The sequence below is a fragment of the Chryseobacterium glaciei genome, assembly GCF_001648155.1.
Taxonomy (GTDB): Bacteria; Bacteroidota; Bacteroidia; order Flavobacteriales; family Weeksellaceae; genus Chryseobacterium; species Chryseobacterium glaciei.
Map to the genome: position 1 here is coordinate 1,628,762 of NZ_CP015199.1, position 18,271 is coordinate 1,647,032.

Here is an 18,271-nt window from a genome sequence, read left to right on the forward strand (position 1 = left end):
TTATTGGTTTTCTTTTTTGTCGGCAGCGATCCTTTTGATTGCCAGCTCGACATTACCGCCAAGCTCTTGGGCGAGCTGCATCACTTCGAGTTTCTCGGTTTCTTCAGTGGTGTATGCCAAATACTCTTGTGCGGACACCTCTGTAGCATATACTGCGGAATGGGTTCCACCCAGACCGATCCATACTTCCTTATAAAAGCGCGAAGGGTCGTTATTCATATTGATGGATAGAACCTGTGCTTTTTCTTTATCGGTCAGCCCAAGCATCGCCTGGATATCATCGAACTTGTTCATGTACTTGCGCTGATCAAGCAGGATCTTACAATCAGAATTGTTAATGATACTTTCTCTTACAATGGGTGAGTGGATGATATCATCTACTTCCTGGGTTACGACGATAGCCTCGCCAAAGAATTTTCTGACGGTTTTAAACAAATATTTTAAATATTCCGCCATGCCTTCTTTGGCAATTGCCTTCCAGGCTTCTTCAATTAAAATGAGCTTTCTGATGCCTTTAAGCCTTCGCATCTTGTTGATAAAGACCTCCATAATAATGATGGTGACGATGGGGAAAAGGATTTTGTGATCCTTTATGGCATCAATTTCGAAAACAATAAAGCGCTTAGTCAATAGATCCAGCTGTTTGTCAGAATTGAGCAGATAATCGTATTCACCGCCTTTATAGTAAGGTTCCAAGACGTTAAGAAAATTGGCGATGTCAAAATCTTTTTCCCGCACCTGTTTCGCCTCCAGAATCTTTCGGTAATCTCCCTTTACATATTCATAGAATCCGTTAAATGATGGATGTTCATTTTCCTTTTTGATCTTTTCTATGTAACCGCTTACAGCATTAGAAAGGGCTACTTCCTCGGCCCTGGTTGGGGGTTCATCGTCGCGTTTCCACAGCGTGAGTACCAAGGTTTTTATACTTTCCCTTTTTTCAATGTCGAAAACTCCGTCATCGGTATAAAAGGGATTAAAAGCAATGGGATTATCTTCTGTATAGGTAAAGTATACCCCATCTTCGCCTTTGGTTTTTCCTTTGATCAGCTCACACAATCCCTGATAGGAGTTTCCGGTATCAACCAATAATACATGGGCACCCTGTTCATAATACTGCCTCACCATGTGATTGGTGAAAAAGGACTTGCCACTACCCGAAGGGCCTAAGATAAATTTGTTCCGGTTGGTAATGATTCCCTTCTTCATAGGGAGATCTGAAATGTCAAGGTGGATGGGTTTTCCGGTCAGGCGGTCTGCCATCTTAATTCCAAATGGCGAAAGGGAATCTTGATAATTGGTCTCTTCCGTGAAGAAGCATAATGCAGGTTCAATGAACGTGTAGAAACTTTCTTCACTCGGAAAATCGCCTGCATTGCCAGGTATTCCTGCCCAATACAAAGTCGCAACATCCGTCGTATTATGTCTTGGCTTGCATTCCATCAGTGCCAATGCGCTGCCCGTATCATTTTTCAGCAGTTTCAGTTCCACAGGATCATCAGACCAGGCCATCACATTGAAGTGTGCACGGATAGAAGAAAGTCCATAAGAATGGGCCTCATTTAAATACCGTTCGATCCACTCTTTATTGATCTGGTTGCTTCGGCTGTATCTTCCCAGTGAATGCATATTCCTGGCAGACTTTTCAAATTTTCTTAAGTTGTCTTCACTGTTATCCAGGAATAAATACTGGTTATAGATGTGATTGCAGTTTAACAGTAGTCCCACCGGAGCGGCGAAGGATAAACGGCAGTCACTGCGATCCGTCGATAATTTTTCATATCGGAGATCGGTAGATACCGTTCCCGGAAGATCATCGGTATCTGAGAGCGTATGCAGACACATTCTGTTATTCCCAATACGCATTTCTTCGGCACCCATAGCGATATCCTGCATTGCAGTTCCCGCCTGTCTTGATAAAGTAAAATACTGTTCCAGTAATCCTTGTTTATCCTCCGTTCCGACAATGTCCTCTTCACTCAAACGTGCCAGTTTCACCAGTCCCGAATCGTTCACGATCCTTTCAAACTGGCTTACAGATTCCATAAACCTCGAAACCGTTTCCTTATCCCTGATCTCCTTGGGTACGAGTACGCCCTTGCAGAGGGATGAAAAATTACTCTGCGTCCGCATTCTTTCTTTCGAGGTCTTGGTGATAAACACATAGCAGTAATGGTTCAGGAAGGGGCGCTCATTGAAATGCTGCTGATAGGATTTTGCCAAAAAACTAAGCCCTTCCTTTGTGATATCAGGAGAATAGTTTTCCCTGATATACCAATCCTGTTTGTGGATCACCGTATAATCAGGCAAAGTTTTTACCGCCTTGTGCCATGCTGAATGAATGGCCTCGTATTCAGGTGCAGCAACCGTGAAAAGCTCAGGTAAATGCACCTGGAAGCAGGCGGTAATATCAGCCTCTTTCGAAATGATACAATGATCTTCTACTGCCAGAAGTGGAAACTTACTTTCAAGCGTACTGGTCTTGCTTATGTTTCTCATAAGGCTGGCATTTTAGGAGTCGATTTCAGATAACGGTGGATGGGCTTACGGCAGATAATGTATCTGGGATGGCTTTTTACAGCGCCGACTTTCATAAGCCCATGCTCACCATATTTTCTATTCAGCGAAAAGGTTTGCCAGATTAGGAGTGAAGCCCCACCGGCACCAATAAACAGGCAGACGTAGGAATTAACCCCTGCCATGTAAAGAATCATCACGAGAATAAGGATCGCTAACAGCCCACCTGCAAAAATGAACAGGTACTGCGCTTTAAGACCCTTAAATTCTACACTGCGCCCAATGCCTTTGTTAATGTTGTAAGTATTCATAAGGCTGGGATTACAAGAAGAATGAACGCAGGATGGTAGCTGCCACGATTAGAAATATACAGGCACCAAACCAGCTCGCAGCTGTTTTGCTTGTATCCGGATCTCCACTGCTAAATTTATTATACACTTTTACCCCGCCGATCAGTCCCACTACCGCACCAATCGCATAGATCAGTTTAGTGGCAGGATCAAAATAAGAGGTTACCATCTGTGTCGCTTCGTTGATTCCTGCCGAACCATTACCTTGCGCAAAAACTCCCGAAACTGACAGTAAAATCAAACCCGCCAGCATCAGCTTTTTTCTTTGTTTCTCCATTGCTAATTGTATTATTTGTTAAAGATTTTCCCACTCCCTGCGGGATCTGAAAACAAATGTATTGGTGAAGCAAAAGCAGACTAACAAACTGGCATTCAGTGGAATTACTTGGCGTTAAATGGCTTTTAAAGAGAAAAAAACGTGTATATGATAGAGGTATTTTTAAGAAAAAAAATTGAAATCCGATGTGTAAAATGATGAAATAATCCAAGAAAAATATACCAACCTGCATCCCAAATTCTTTTGGGATTTCAGATTTGATGAGATCAAATGGGAAGCATATAAAATGGTAATCGCGCGTATCGTAAAGCGCGGAGGGCAGGAAGAAATTGACGAAATCATTCGTTTTTATGTTCATGAAAAAGTGATCAGGACGATCCGTGACGAAATTCACTTTCTCCCCAGTAATGCTATTGATCGCGCATTAAAATTCTTTCCTCAGCTCAAAAAGTAAGAGATGCACTGTTATCCGAATAGAAAAGACAAACCGTATGACTGGATTTAGTTTCGATTTTTTATCATTAGATTAGATATATAGGCATAAAAAAACGCCAAACTTTTATGTTCTGACGTTGAGAATAAATAATTATTGGAGATGATACCCTTACTGCCTATGGGGTCATTCATATTTCTAAGATAGGAAGTTTGCCTGACACAAACCCAGTGTCACAATTCATAGCGTACGGCCTTTTCGTGGCGGCTTACTTTTATTTTGTTGGATGGTATCTTTGCCGGAAACCCGCTCTGCATACTGATTCTTTTTCAATCCACATTCCTCTAGCAGTTTTTGGGGAATATTCGTATTTAAAATTATTCTTCCCTCTCTAAGAGTTGGAACTATTTCATTGACAAGAGCCCTTTTAATGACTTGCAATCCACTTGCATTCTTGAGGTAATTGGCTAACGGCATCTTAAAACGCCATAATGAATAAGATTCATTGGGAATACCCACAACAACTCCCCTTTCCATCTCTCTTTTAATTCTCGTTTGAAATCTCTTAAGATCTCTTTCATGCAGCCACATATCCAGAAGTTTGTCAATATGGCTTTCCAGATTCATCTCAAAAGAGTAATTTATACCCTCTGAGCTGAATTTATCAGGCGGAAGTGTTTTACACCAGGCTTCGGCCTGTTCAATAAGCTTTTTACCCTTTTCATCGTCTGCCCTATAGCCTGTTGGTCCTCCATGCCCCGCATTAGAAGTAATTCCTACTTTTTTGCCTTCAATATACAGAGTAGCAGCGAATGCATTTGTCTCCTCGCTGAGCAGCTCACTATACTCAATATTTTTTATTTCAACTTTCATAACTCGTCTACAATTTGGGTCCCTTTCTTTTTATCGGCTTACCCAAATTGGGAGTTTCGCTTTTAATGGAATTTGCTTTATTTTCACGAATAGCTTCATCTATACCCGTATCTTTCCATGCAACCTGACCAGCTCTGAAATGAGACTTCAGGTTACTTTCCTTTAAGTTAGACAGCTCATCAAAACCATGTTTTCTGTTATACCCGATTGGGTCCAGAACACTTTCATGAGGTACGCTTACAACAATAATATCTTTAGGTATTTCAGTTATCGAGTTAAAATCAATCTCCTGAAATTCATGTTTCTTCGGATTGTACGGAATGCAATACGCTTCCTTTCCATCAACATAATAGTCTTCGACCTTAGAAAATACAATCCCTCCTGATAAAAAATCGTCTTTGGGGCGCAGCATATCCATTCGCAGATCGACATAAAAAGGATGACCTGCAATATCAACAATGGGCAAGAGACCACTCAGCCGTTCTTTCAATGCGGTCTGATCAACCATTAGATCAAAATCACTCCTGGTTGCAAACATTTCTAAGGGAATGCCATATTTCTCCGACATTCCTTCCGGATCGAGTGTGACCAATTCCGGCAGACCTATGGTAACCGTTTCTCCACGGATAAACGATGACGGTATATTCTTTTCCGTCAGACTGTAGTCAAAAGCATAACCATTGTGGTTTCCAAGATCCCGCATCTCAAAAAGCGAAATTGCATTGGTGGGATTATCCCTTTCCCTTAATTCTAACTTATTGACATCGACCAAGAATTCGGTTCCTTCGATGTTTACTGCTGGTAATTCTCTTTTCATGCTAAACCATTATCTAAAAGTTAAAAAAATGGGGATCTGTCTTTTAGACAAAATCCCCAATATCAAATCTATCCAGATTTCCTTTCCGCAAAATGGAAGAACCGACATCTGTTTCGGTGGAAAGGCTTCGGTCCAATAGCTCTGCTATTTTTCTCGAAGCTCCTTCCATAGAGTTTTCCAATAGGCTGAAGAGTTCGGTTCCCTGTATTTTACGAACAATGTCTACCGCTTGTTTCTCTAAAGATGGCTCGGGCATTTCTTGGCTCAGCAACATCCCCACGGTACTTAGTTCTTCAAAGGTGACCCCTGTGGCGAAACCGTCTTCACCATCAGAAACCCTATACTTGCCCCACTCTTTTTCCTCATCTTCAAAATCAGGCATGTGAGCAAAAACTTCTTCCGTTTCTTCCTGCGGAATTTCTATATCGAAATCTTCTTCTTTGATTTCAATGGCTAAATTATTTGATTTAGTCTCTGGTTCCTTACTTTGGCTTTCAGGGGCATTCTTTGGCGCTGAAAGTCTCGTTGCGGGCCTGGGCAAACCCATTATTTCCGGTAAATTGATCTCGGTTTTCCTTTGGCTTTCTTTCTTAACCGGTCTTTTTTTGATCACAAATTTATCCTCCAGCAGTAAAAAGATAACCACGAGCAGGCATATTACAATGAGTGTTTCCATAAGTGTATAATAGATTTAGGTGTTCTGCAAAATCGATAAAAATGTATTTCCTCATAGGATAGGCTTATTTCTTTCATTGAAAAAGTCGGTAATATCGACTCCGAATTCCTGGAAATGATGTTCTAAAATATTATCGATATAGGAATAAAGTGTCGTCTTTTCTTCCCTGGTTAATTGAACAATGCGAAGAAGCCGCTCGTGATATTCAGGTCGTATGTATACTACTTTACCATTGCGCCCCGATGGGTAACGGTTGGTAAGAAATACCTCTTCATAGCTGATTTTCTTTTGAATGTTTTCTTTCCTTTTCTCCCGGGGTTTACTTTCTTTAGTTTCAATGTCCTGTCTCGGAATTTGATTTGTGGGAGCAGGCTGCTTACCACTCATGATCTCCATTATTAAAGCCTCATCAACAACCGGCTTTTCAAAACTCTTTTTAATATCATCCGATTCCATAGCTCACATTTTATCGTTTTACAATTTTTAGAAATTCCTGAATAAACAGATCAAGTCTGGTCAACCGCATTAACTTTTCTTCCGGTGGTAGTAAACTTGATCTGAATATGTAATTACCACTTTCTTCCGTTTCTCTGCGAAAACGCTTGCTATCCATAATCCTGGTTTCCATAACACTCAATTCCAACTCCTTAATAACGGTTTGATAAGCATCATAAAGGCTAGTTCTTTCCCTGCCATCCACCTGGTTCCAGAATAACCAGTATGACTGCTCCGCTTCAACTGAAACTGTCCCTGCAAGCTTTTGGAGTGCGGTAGCAAAGCTTAAGGTGCTTTCCACCACAAGACGGTCAGCGGTTATTGGAGAAAAAATAAAATCCATCACTTTTAAGGTGGTCAGTACACCATTGGTGTTGGCTGTTCCGGGGAGGTCGAAAAAGATAAAGTCAAAATGCAGAGATGAGTCATCAACATGCTCCGCCGCTTTTTCCAGCGCATCATCAGCTTTGCACCGGATAATGGAATATGCCTTCTTGTTGATCTGCTGATACAGTTTTAAAGCGGCCTTTTTATGGTACTCATTCTGCATCACCGTCTTCATATCCCGATCCCTCATTTTACCAAGGCTATGCTGAGGGAAATCACAGTCCATAATGAGTACATTATAACCCAGTCTGAAGTGCAGAAGACTTGCGACTAAAGTGGTAAATGTTGATTTTCCAACGCCTCCCTTTTGGGTAGAGAAACTGATTTTTAATGGCTTTTTCATTGTCATGATTTTAAATATTTATGATTGTTTTTATTGGAAATTGCACAGGGATAAAGATGTAAAGACGCTTACAAGGCTATATTCCTGCTTTACTTTTTGGTAAATTTTCTTTACCGGATTATTGCTTGGTTTCTTTATGCCGATATGCTTTTCTTTACATCCCGTAAGTTGTATCGCCGCTCATTTTACAAACGATACGCTTTACCCATTGTACTCCAAAATGCTTTTACAGTTTTACATATTTACACTTTAGCAATTGCCCGTCTGTACAGAAATCTTTCCTGTTTCTTTCCTTATTGCCGGTATAAACCATTGTATATATCTCGGTAAAACCATAAAGCAAAGAAAGAATATTACCATGCTGCGTGCTTCTATGTGGCAGCATTTGGCGCTCACAGGCTTCATTTGGCGCTGCTTTCCATTGCAATCCTTTCAACATTCAGCCCGAACTTTGTAAAAAGATTTCGAAATGGATTTTACAGATAACGACTCCGGTAAATCAGGCAATATGCCCGACAGCTCAAAGCTGTCTTTCCCTGCTTTATTTAATTCATCCCGCAGGGTGAATTCTCTGTTCACAGGAACAGAGCAAGGTGTGTTCTGAGGCACTCGAAACTCATTTCGTGCCCCAAAACCCTTGCCCTTGCAGGGGGCTGGAAAACCGCTCCGAAGTCGCAGTTTTATTAATTTATAAATGGATTTAATATGGATCAGGATAACAAAAGAAAACAGAATAAAGGCGGGAGGAATCCTAAGAACAATCCAAGCATTCACCGCCATGTTTTTCGTCTAACGGATGAAGAAAATGCCAGATTAATGTCGCTTCTAGAAGCATCCGGAATGACCAATAAAGCGAAATTTATTATCTCAGTATTGTTCGGGAAGGAAATTAAAACCGTAAAAATTGATAAAGGGGCAGTAGATTATTACATGAGGCTCACCACTTTTTATAGTCAGTTTCGTGCCGTTGGAGTCAATTATAACCAGGTTGTAAAGATTTTATATCGTAATTTTTCCGAAAAGAAAGCTGCTGCTTATCTCTATAAACTGGAAAAGAAAACGATTGAAATGGCAAAATTGATTCAGGAAATGATGCATTTGACCAAGGAATTTGAAGAAAAATATGTAAAAAATAAAGGCTAAAATGATTGCAAATATTGGAAGAGGAGAGAATTTATTTGGAGCACTTGCCTATAATCAGCTAAAAGTGGACAAAGAAAAAGGTCAGATTATATATACCCATAAGATCATTGAAACTTTGAGTGGACAATATACTACGGCACAATTAGCCCGCTCTTTTGAACCTTACTTGGTAGCAAATAACCAAACAGAAAAGCCAATTCTCCATATTTCACTGAATCCAAATCCGAAAGAACAGGTCAGCGATGAAAAATTTCAGGCTATTGCACAGGACTATATGGAGCAAATGGGTTACGGGAATCAGCCATTTGTCGTATTTAAACATAATGATATTGACCGCACTCATATTCATATTGTGTCGGTATGTGTAGACGAAGAAGGCAGAAAAATATCAGACTCTTTTGAGAAAAGAAGGTCAGTGAATATTTCCAGAGCATTAGAACTAAAGTATGGGTTACTACCGACAAACGAAAAAGAGCATTCACAAAACGAAAAAATATTCCGTCCGGTGGATTATAAAAAAGGTGACCTCAAAAGCCAAGTTGCCTCTGTGGTCCGATATCTTCCAAAACATTACAGGTTTCAAAGCATTGGTGAATATAATGCCCTGTTATCGCTATTTAATATTACGGCTGAAGAAGTTAATGGTGAATTGAAGGGAGTCCCAAAACAAGGTCTGGTTTACTTTGCTTTGAACGAAAACGGAGAAAAGGCCAGCAATCCCTTTAGAGCATCCCTGTTTGGTAAAAATGCAGGATACAAAATGCTTCAAGATAATATTGCTATTTCCAGAGAACTGTTAAAAAAAGACCCGGCAAAGGCTACACTGAAAAATACCGTACAGATTGCCATACACATAGCCACTACCGAGAAAAGTTTCAAGCAGCAATTACTCGAACAGGGTATTAATACCGTAATACGAAGGAATTCGGAAGGACGTGTTTATGGGATCACTTTTATTGATCACAACTCTAAAACGGTTTGGAACGGTTCACGTTTTGGTAAAGAATTTTCAGCCAACATATTTAATGAATGGTGGAACAATAATGAAAAACCTGAAATCAAAAATACCGAAGAGAAAAAAACACCTTTGAAATCATACCACTCCCCCGAGGATCATCAGCACAGTGAAAAACCGCATCATATTTTCGATTTTCTTAACGAAAAGCAGTCTTTATTTCCATCGGATGAAACTGGTATAACAGAAGCATTTGGAGGATTATTGCCGGAAGCCCTTAGTGATGATTTTGAAGAAATAAACTTTGAGAATCAAATGAAGAGAAGGAAAAACCGAAAACGTGGAAATCAAAAATAGGAGAAGATGCGAAATCACCAATTCCATATTTTCATTCTCTCACAAAAAGAGCTCTTAAAAACTCTGCTGCCCTTAAAAATCAGCAAAAGCAAAGCCATCGAAAGCCTAATAAAGCCACCTACGGCCACCGTACAATAATTCCTCAAAACCGGCTTTACATTCCCCCCTTGTAACATTTAAATCTAAAATAATGCAAGGAGAAGATGATTTAAGAGGGCTCGCTAAAATAGTGGAGTTTATGCGTGCAGTAAGCATCCTTTTGGTACTTATGCACAGCTATTGGTACTGCTATGAGTTTTTCCGTGAGCAGGGATGGGTATTATCCATCATTGATAAAATTCTAAGCAATTTCCAGCGTACCGCAGGATTATTTTCACATCCCCTGTATACCAAGATTTTCACATTGGTACTCCTGTCCTTAAGCTGTTTGGGAACTAAAGGGGTAAAGAATGAGAAAATAACATGGCCCAAAATCTATACTGCGTTAGCGGCAGGCTTCATCCTGTTTTTCCTAAATACTCCGCTGCTACATCTTTCACTGAATGTTGCTGCATTCCTCTATATCCTTACGTTAGGCTTAGGGTTTATCCTACTACTAAAGGCCGGGGTTTGGATGAGCAGGCTGCTGAAAAACAATCTAATGGATGATGTTTTCAATATTGAAAACGAAAGCTTTATGCAGGAAACCAGGTTAATGGAAAACGAATACTCCGTTAATCTACCCACCAAGTTCTATTACAATAAGAAATGGCATAGCGGCTGGGTTAACGTAGTGAACCCCTTCAGGGCCACGATTGTGTTGGGCAATCCAGGCTCAGGAAAATCCTATGCCATTGTCAATAATTACATCAAGCAACACATCGAGAAAGGGTTCTCGATGTATATCTACGATTTCAAGTTCGACGATCTTTCAACCATTGCCTATAACCATCTTTTAAAACATACCGATAAGTACAAGGTAAAACCGACATTCTATGTCATTAATTTTGATGATCCCAGAAGAAGCCACCGCTGCAATCCCATCAATCCATCTTTCATGACAGATATTTCTGATGCTTATGAATCGGCTTATACCATCATGCTTAATTTAAACAGGAGCTGGATACAAAAGCAAGGCGATTTCTTTGTAGAATCTCCAATTATTCTTTTCGCTGCGATTATCTGGTTTTTGAAAATCTATCAGAATGGCAAATACTGCACCTTTCCACACGCTATAGAATTATTAAATAAGAAATATGCGGATATTTTTACCGTCCTGACCTCCTATCCTGATCTGGAAAATTACCTCTCCCCTTTTATGGATGCCTGGCAAGGTGGCGCACAGGATCAGCTGCAAGGCCAGATCGCCTCGGCTAAAATTCCACTTTCCAGAATGATCTCACCACAGCTATACTGGGTAATGACAGGAGATGATTTTACACTAGATATCAACAATCCCAAAGAACCCAAGATCCTTTGTGTAGGTAATAACCCGGACCGCCAAAATATCTATTCCGCCGCACTCGGTCTATACAATTCCAGGATTGTAAAGCTTATTAATAAAAAGGGACAGCTTAAAAGTTCCGTCATCATCGATGAGCTTCCGACCATTTATTTCCGAGGACTGGATAACCTGATCGCAACAGCAAGAAGTAATAAAGTGGCCGTTTGTCTCGGCTTCCAGGACTATTCGCAATTAAACCGCGATTATGGAGATAAGGAAAGTAAGGTTATCCAAAACACAGTAGGTAATATTTTCAGCGGGCAGGCAGTTGGAGAAACAGCCAAAAGTTTATCTGAGCGTTTTGGTAAAGTACTGCAAAAACGGCAAAGCCTGAGCATTAACCGAAATGATAAATCCACCTCCATTTCTACCCAATTGGATAGTTTAATACCTGCTTCTAAAATATCTACACTCACGCAAGGGATGTTTGTTGGTGCGGTATCCGACAATTTTGAGGAGCGGATTGACCAGAAAATATTTCACTCGGAAATCGTAGTGGATAATGAAAAAGTAACTGCAGAAACAAAAGCCTATCAGAAAATTCCACAGATCCTATCCTTTGAAAATGAGAACGGAGAGGATACCATGAAAGCAACCATCGAAGCCAATTACAAGCAGATTAAACAGGACATAGTAGAGATCATCTCCGATGAAATGGAAAGGATAAAAAATGATCCTGACCTACAGCACCTGATCCAATAGTCACATCTCCCGTAAAACCCTGCATGGGAGCATAAAAAATTTTCAGGGATGGTGATACCCAAAAACTCAAAACTATGAACCCTGACTCATCTTGAACGATGACCGCCTTATATGGATGATCCATCCATTTAAAACAACCTATTAATTTATTGAAATACACCAGAAAGCAAACAGCATTTCCTGTGTTTCTATTTTTTCAACCTTAATTTTTTTCTTTTATGACCTTACGACATATCGATAATTCGTATCATTCAAATGCAGGTATTTTAAAGAAAATACCTGCATTATTTTTCGTACTTCTCCTCTTTTCATCATTGGCAAAAGCAGGAGATCTCTACTGGATTGGCGGTTCCGGCAATTGGAGTGACATCAATCATTGGTCACTTTCATCAGGGAATACCGGTGGAAATTTATCTCCCAGTATTCCGCAGTCCGGTGATCATGTAATTTTTGATGCAAATTCCGGTTTTACTCTGGCCAGTAAAACGGTTACGATCAATCAGACTTCTGTTTGCAACACCATTACTGTGTCTGGCAGTGCTGTAAGCCCTGTATTTGATGGGGGCATCCTTGAAATCAAAGCAAGCGCCTACTACCAGACAGGAACCACGCTGAACAATCAAGTCTATTTGACTTCCTCTGCCCTTGGAAACACAGTTGCCTTTAATGGCGGGGTAACGGGATCAGCCAATTTTTATTTTAATGGCAGCGGTTCCTGGCTCGTTTCCGGTATACTGATTAATACCGGCAGGATCTATTTTACAAAGGGATCACTGGATTTTGGTTCCAGTACCATTACTTCCGGAATTTTCGGCGAATCGGGCTGCTGTGGTTCCGTCCCTTTTACCATTACAGAACCAAGAAGTCTACATTTAGGAAGCAGCACCCTTACCCTTACTTCCAGAAATTCTCAAGGCGCAGGTTCCTGGGTTTATTCAGGAGCCAACCTTAATGCCGGCACTTCACAAATCAATATAACACAGGCTACTGATGATGGTTATGGAGCAGACTTTTATGGAAAAAACGGACATATATATTATAATGTATCGTTTACCAGTGCGGCGATTCCGATGGGTTACAACAGGCCATCTATCGCACAGGGCAACATGACTTTTAATAAAGTTACCTTCGCTTCCTGGGGTGCTATTTCCACTTCAAATGTAATCAATCAGCTGGTGCTTGCTAATGGCGGAAAATACCAAACGGCTGACCAGACCATTAATTCCATAACCGATAATACCCCGGATTGTCAAAGCAAATGGGAGTTAACCGGATATGGAACCGCATCAACATTGGCAAGCCCGAATCCAATTACGGTAACGAACGCCGCGATTACCAATATTAAAACTGCGGGGCTTGGACCATTTTTAGCCAATAACAGTGTGGACAGGGGTGGGAATACAGGCTGGGTATTTACAAACACCTCTAAAAATCTATATTGGATTGGCGGCGGCGGTAACTGGACAGATCCCCTGCACTGGACAACCAAAAGCGATGGAACACCAATTTCAGAAGGATGTCTGCCGACAAGAAACGATAACGTATTTTTTAATCAATTTTCCGGTGCAATCTCTTCTGCTTCTCCGGTGGCTCTTAATACAATTGCTGAATGCAACAATATCACCTGGAATGGTGTTACTGGCATACCTGCATTCAATTCATCAGGCGCATCAAATACGCTGAATATTTATGGATCAAGCATTTGGCAGACGGGTATGCTTTATCAGGTTGCTGTTACCAATTACAGGAGTTCAAATATTGGAAATACCCTCACCTCCAACGGCGTAAAGATTCAGGGAAACACTCACTTTTCAGGTACAGGGGAATGGATTCTTAATGATGAATTTTCAAGTCCGGCCAATGATCTCAATTTTACGAATGGTAACTTAAATACCAACCACCAGGCGTTAACCCTCAAGAATTTTAGCCCATTAGATAAGGGCATAGGGGTACGCACATTAACGCTCGGAAATTCCATTATAACTGTTAACGGAAATTGGGCCTATATCAGTTATGGCGGTCCGGCTATCACTCTGAACGCAGGTAAAAGTCAGATCAATATAGTCTCAAAAGGAGTCCATTTTTATTATAATTCAGGGCTGGATTATAATAATGTAGCTTTTACCAATACAGAAGGAAGTTCAACGTTAACCTCAATAGCATACAGTACAACGACTCCATGCACCTTTAATACTTTAACTTTTACGGGTGGAGGTTCTATTAATCCCGCAGGTAACCCAACTCCATTAAACATCACCACACTAAATCTGGCGGCTTCCAAAAAATTTATGTTAGGAACAAATATGGAGGTTAAGGTTGATAGGCTGTTGATTACAGGGCCTGCGTGTGCAGGCCTGCTTGAGATCAGCTCCTACTTATCCCGTACAAGGGCAAAATTAAATCTCATACATCCTACAACAATTTCCAAAGCTAAAATAACGGATATTAATGCGTCCGGTGCTGCTTTAAGCGTTACCGATGGATTCGATGGTGGAAATAATTTAAATGTTTCAATCAGCCCTGTAACAGCACATAACTTCTATTGGATCGGCGGATCAGGTAATTGGAGTGATCCTGCCCATTGGTCATTGAACGCGGATGGTACCTCTGGTAGTGGTAACGGATGTTTACCCGGCAGTATTGACAATGTTTTCTTTAACCGGTTTTCAGGAATTAATTATACCATCAATCTTGACATCCCTGCCAGCTGTAATAACATGACCTGGGAAGAGGTCGTTGGAAATACCCCTATTTTAAAGGGTCTGCTTGAAAATCCGCTTACTATTGGAGGTTCACTCGTTTTACAGACCGGAATGGATTTCAATGTGGAGCGGGTCAATTTTAATGGTGGGAATCTTACTAATACCATCGCCACGCATGGCGCAAAATTGTATTATAGCGCAGCTAATCAATCAAACAAGGGCGTATTTTTTAATAATACCTCCGGAAAATGGCTTTTGTCAGATCCCTTTAGCGTAAAGAATTTCGGGGTAATCAATGGAACTTTTGATACAGGCAGCCAAACCATTACTGCTGAAAATTATGTATCCGAATATGACCCGTCAGGCGTAAACCCCATTTTAATTTTAGGATCATCAACCCTAAATATCAGTGGATATTGGGACGGCGGATCAATTAAAAAACTGGATGCAGGGAGAAGTACCATTAATCTAACAGGCGAAATGCCGGCTTCAAATTCATCAGGCGGAGGAGTGAACAATTACGAATTCAGATCAGCTTCCGGACTCATCTTTAATAATCTTCACTTTAAAAATACCGCATTACCTGCCAAAATATTTGGATACGAGGCCACCAGCGGTAATACCTTCAATACCGTAACTTTTGCAGGTGAATCCAGTATTAATGGATCAAACATTTTCAATATCCTTACCCTTGGAACGAATAAAAACAGCCATTTGATGGCGTGTTCTACGCAGACCATAAACCAGTTGATCAGTAATTCTTCCTGTGGAAGCTGGGATTTTGACAATAATTGCATGTCTTCCGGTACAGCCTGCTCTCCTACTCAAAAAGCAGTCATTAAGAGTACTTCAGATATTAATTTGAACCATGTAAGAATAAGTGGCATTACCGTTATCGGAGGAGCGAACTATAAAGCCGCAGGCGTGGACATGGGAAATAATACCGGCTGGATTTTTTCAAACCCTACGAGGCAAAATCTGTATTGGATCGGCGGCAGCGGAGACTGGACCGATCCTGCCCATTGGAGTACCAACAGCGATGGAACATCATCAGGCGGTTCTTGTACCCCTACCCGTTTTGATAATGTTTTCTTTAATCAGTATTCAGGAGAAAGTCCTATTATAAATAGTACCGGAAATGCGGCGTTCCACGATATGACCTGGAAGGGTGTAAAAGGTACACCGACAATTGGCGGAACATTATCCTGCTACGGTTCCATGACGCTTCAATCTAATCTATCACACAACGGAGGGATTGATTTCCTTTCTGAAGAACAGGGGAAAACGATCACCACCAATGGCGCTGTTGTCGGTAATAATTATGATGTTAATTTTTCAACTGCTGGAAGTTATACTTTTACCGATGACTTTACCTCCAATTCAAGGATCAATTTCTTAAAAGGAACACTCAACACGAACGGAAAGACTGTTACCGCTTTATCTTTTAACGGAGCTTCTGCCATTGAACCACGGTCTCTACTACTAGGCGCTTCCAGGATTTATTTAAGTTACGGCAGTGAAGGCTGGTCATATACAGGTGATGGTTTAGATGCCGGAACTAGCCACATTTACTTATCAGGATCTGCCAATGAGTTTAAAGGAAAAGACGGTGCCGTTTATCATTCCATAACCTTTGATGCAGCCGCGAATCAAAACAATTCTCTGTATGGTGCCATTTCTTTTAGTGAGTTAATTTTTGCTTCTAAAAATTCTACCTATCAAATTGAGGCAGGAAAAACCATTACCGTTGAAAAGACCCTGCAAATGAGCGGTACCAATTGCGCCACAGTACAGTTGCGATCTACTGTTGCAGGCAGCAAGGCGGGTATTTGTTTAAAAGACAGCAGTGCCGTCTTTAACTTTATATCCATAAAAGATATCGATGCAGCCTGCACCCCTTTTGTCATTTTACCACAAAGTACCAATGCAGGCAATAATACCGGTATTATTTTTCAACCTAATCCCGGAACAGGCATCGGTGTACTGGGTACGGATATAACACTTTGCAGCAACAAGCTTCCTATCGTTTTAGACGGCAGTGCCTTTATGCCGGGGATCAATTCGAAGGTTCAATGGAGCAATGCGGGCACAGGTGAGATGTTGGGAAATCGAATTACCCAAACCATTACAATAGGCGGAACATACCGCATAAAAGTGGAATATGGTGAAAACTGCTCGGTGACCGATGATATTGTGATCCAATCTAATCCAAATGCAGATGCAGGAGATATTATTGCACCAAGTGTAAATAATTGCAGTGGAAAAAAAAGCATGATTTTAACAGCAGCCTTATCCCTTTCCAGCACGATTATACATCCCGTTTTTACCTGGTATGATGATGCTTCGCAGCACAATACATTAAATACAGGTGCTGTCATTCAGGTGTCAACCGTTACCAAAAGATCGTATTGGGTAACGGTTAAAGGAGACAATGCCTGCGAGAGTGCTGTAAAAGAAATCGAAGTAACTTTTGAAAATCTTCCAAAACCCATAGTAGCCGTATCGCAACCCACCTGTACCCATGCGACAGGCAGCATTGATCTTACCCAAAAGGATGGAGTCACCTACTGTATTAATGATGGTACCTATTCGATGAACACCCACTATGACCTAACTGAAGGCATATATTCAATAACTGCTCAAAATGCGGAAGGATGTACAAGTGAACCGGTTATGATCACCATAAATCCACAACCAATGCTTCCCACAGCTGCCATTCGTTATAGTACGAATGAATTTCAGGCAGTTGGTACAACTGAGGTGATTCACACAGGTCAGACCGGAGGAGTTTACACAGCTTCCCCTGCGGGACTTATCATTGATGCTGCAACAGGAACCCTAGATTTGAAACATAGTGTACCAGACCAGCTATACCAGGTTACTTACAGCTTTACCAACGGATCTTGTTCTTCCAATATAAGTACCACAATAAGGATAAATTCAACACCGGCAACAATCAACTATCCCTTATTGGATTACTGTGCTACCGGTACCGTCAATATCACACAAACAGGACCAAAAGGTGGAAAATATACAGCCAGTCCATCTGCTCTAAAGATTGATGCACTAACTGGCAGCATTGATTTATCAAAGAGTTCAGCCGGGCACTATATTATTACGTATACGTATATGGATGGTTCTTTAGAATCCAAAACAACCGCGATAATTATCATTAATGCTCTACCCGCTATTACAATAACAAGCAGTGCTGGTACGGCAATTTCAAAAGGGCAAAGCGCTTCCCTGACTGCAACAGGAGGAACAAGCTATGCCTGGATCGGACCCAATATTATCAGCGGGCAGAATACAGGCACCATTCAGATCAAGCCTTCAACAACCGCAACCTATACCGCAATTGTAACCAATTCCAGTGGATGCACCGAGGTAATGGATCTGTTGATAGAAGTTACTGAAATAAGTGCTTTAATCCCCAATAATGTTATTACGCCTAATGGTGATGGGAAAAATGATACCTGGATCATTAGAAATATTGAGCAATATCCTAGTAACAAAGTAAGTATTTATGACCGTGCAGGACGCTTGGTGTACAGCAAAACTGGCTATAACAATAATTGGGATGGTACGTGGAGCGGAAAACAACTCAATGAAGATGCCTATATCTATGTGATAGACATGGGAAACGGTTTGGGCCTTATCAGGGGAACCATTTCCATTATCAATAATCACCATTAATTATTCAAAAAGAATGCAGGGATAGAGTGTTTTTCACTTCACCCCCCCCTACTATTTTACTTAAAAAC

At 40.9% G+C, this 18,271-nt stretch carries 13 protein-coding genes; 5 read left to right on the forward strand and 8 right to left on the reverse strand.

Features of this window, described 5'->3' with window-relative positions:
• From A0O34_RS07305 to A0O34_RS07315, 3 genes are read right to left on the reverse strand one after another with little or no spacing between them, the layout of a single operon-like run.
• Positions 1-2,499, reverse strand: coding sequence for a TraG family conjugative transposon ATPase (locus tag A0O34_RS07305; protein ID WP_066753158.1), 2,499 nt, complete (start codon positions 2,497-2,499; stop codon positions 1-3).
• A complete protein-coding gene (locus A0O34_RS07310; RefSeq protein ID WP_066753161.1) occupies positions 2,496-2,828 on the reverse strand; it encodes a DUF4133 domain-containing protein in 333 nt (110 codons plus the stop codon). Before A0O34_RS07310 ends, A0O34_RS07305 begins: the two co-directional genes overlap by 4 nt.
• Positions 2,829-2,838: 10 nt before the next feature.
• A complete protein-coding gene (locus A0O34_RS07315) occupies positions 2,839-3,144 on the reverse strand; it encodes a DUF4134 domain-containing protein (RefSeq protein WP_066753164.1) in 306 nt (101 codons plus the stop codon).
• Between the two features lie 226 nt (positions 3,145-3,370).
• Here A0O34_RS07315 and A0O34_RS22805 point away from each other — a divergent pair, with 226 nt between their 5' ends.
• Positions 3,371-3,598 (forward strand): DUF6922 domain-containing protein, encoded by a 228-nt coding sequence (locus A0O34_RS22805; protein WP_418219374.1) that lies wholly within the window; start codon positions 3,371-3,373, stop codon positions 3,596-3,598.
• 219 nt (positions 3,599-3,817) lie between these two features.
• Here A0O34_RS22805 and A0O34_RS07325 read toward each other — a convergent pair whose 3' ends face one another.
• From A0O34_RS07325 to A0O34_RS07345, 5 genes are read right to left on the reverse strand one after another with little or no spacing between them, the layout of a single operon-like run.
• Positions 3,818-4,450, reverse strand: a complete 633-nt coding sequence (locus A0O34_RS07325; RefSeq protein ID WP_066753170.1) for a hypothetical protein — start codon at positions 4,448-4,450, stop codon at positions 3,818-3,820.
• Between the two features lie 7 nt (positions 4,451-4,457).
• Positions 4,458-5,267 carry a hypothetical protein gene (locus A0O34_RS07330; protein WP_066753173.1) on the reverse strand — a complete coding sequence of 270 codons (810 nt, stop codon included), beginning with the start codon at positions 5,265-5,267 and terminating at the stop codon, positions 4,458-4,460.
• A 43-nt stretch (positions 5,268-5,310) separates the two neighbouring features.
• Complete coding sequence (locus tag A0O34_RS07335) at positions 5,311-5,943, reverse strand: conjugal transfer protein TraD (protein ID WP_066753175.1); 633 nt, start codon at positions 5,941-5,943, stop codon at positions 5,311-5,313.
• A gap of 51 nt (positions 5,944-5,994) precedes the next feature.
• Positions 5,995-6,399 carry a DUF3408 domain-containing protein gene (locus A0O34_RS07340; RefSeq protein ID WP_066753176.1) on the reverse strand — a complete coding sequence of 135 codons (405 nt, stop codon included), beginning with the start codon at positions 6,397-6,399 and terminating at the stop codon, positions 5,995-5,997.
• A 10-nt stretch (positions 6,400-6,409) separates the two neighbouring features.
• A complete protein-coding gene (locus A0O34_RS07345; RefSeq protein WP_066759559.1) occupies positions 6,410-7,168 on the reverse strand; it encodes a ParA family protein in 759 nt (252 codons plus the stop codon).
• 705 nt (positions 7,169-7,873) lie between these two features.
• Between A0O34_RS07345 and mobA the strand changes: the two genes are divergently transcribed.
• From mobA to A0O34_RS07370, 4 genes are all read left to right on the forward strand, one after another.
• The gene (gene mobA, locus A0O34_RS07355; protein ID WP_066753180.1) at positions 7,874-8,311 is read left to right on the forward strand and encodes a conjugal transfer protein MobA; all 438 of its coding nucleotides are present in this window, start codon (positions 7,874-7,876) and stop codon (positions 8,309-8,311) included.
• Position 8,312: 1 nt separating this feature from the next.
• The gene (mobB, locus tag A0O34_RS07360) at positions 8,313-9,623 is read left to right on the forward strand and encodes a conjugal transfer protein MobB (protein WP_066753182.1); all 1,311 of its coding nucleotides are present in this window, start codon (positions 8,313-8,315) and stop codon (positions 9,621-9,623) included.
• Between the two features lie 190 nt (positions 9,624-9,813).
• Positions 9,814-11,808, forward strand: a complete 1,995-nt coding sequence (mobC, locus tag A0O34_RS07365; protein ID WP_066753185.1) for a conjugal transfer protein MobC — start codon at positions 9,814-9,816, stop codon at positions 11,806-11,808.
• 218 nt (positions 11,809-12,026) lie between these two features.
• The gene (locus A0O34_RS07370; RefSeq protein ID WP_066753188.1) at positions 12,027-18,203 is read left to right on the forward strand and encodes a gliding motility-associated C-terminal domain-containing protein; all 6,177 of its coding nucleotides are present in this window, start codon (positions 12,027-12,029) and stop codon (positions 18,201-18,203) included.
• Positions 18,204-18,271 lie beyond the last annotated feature (68 nt).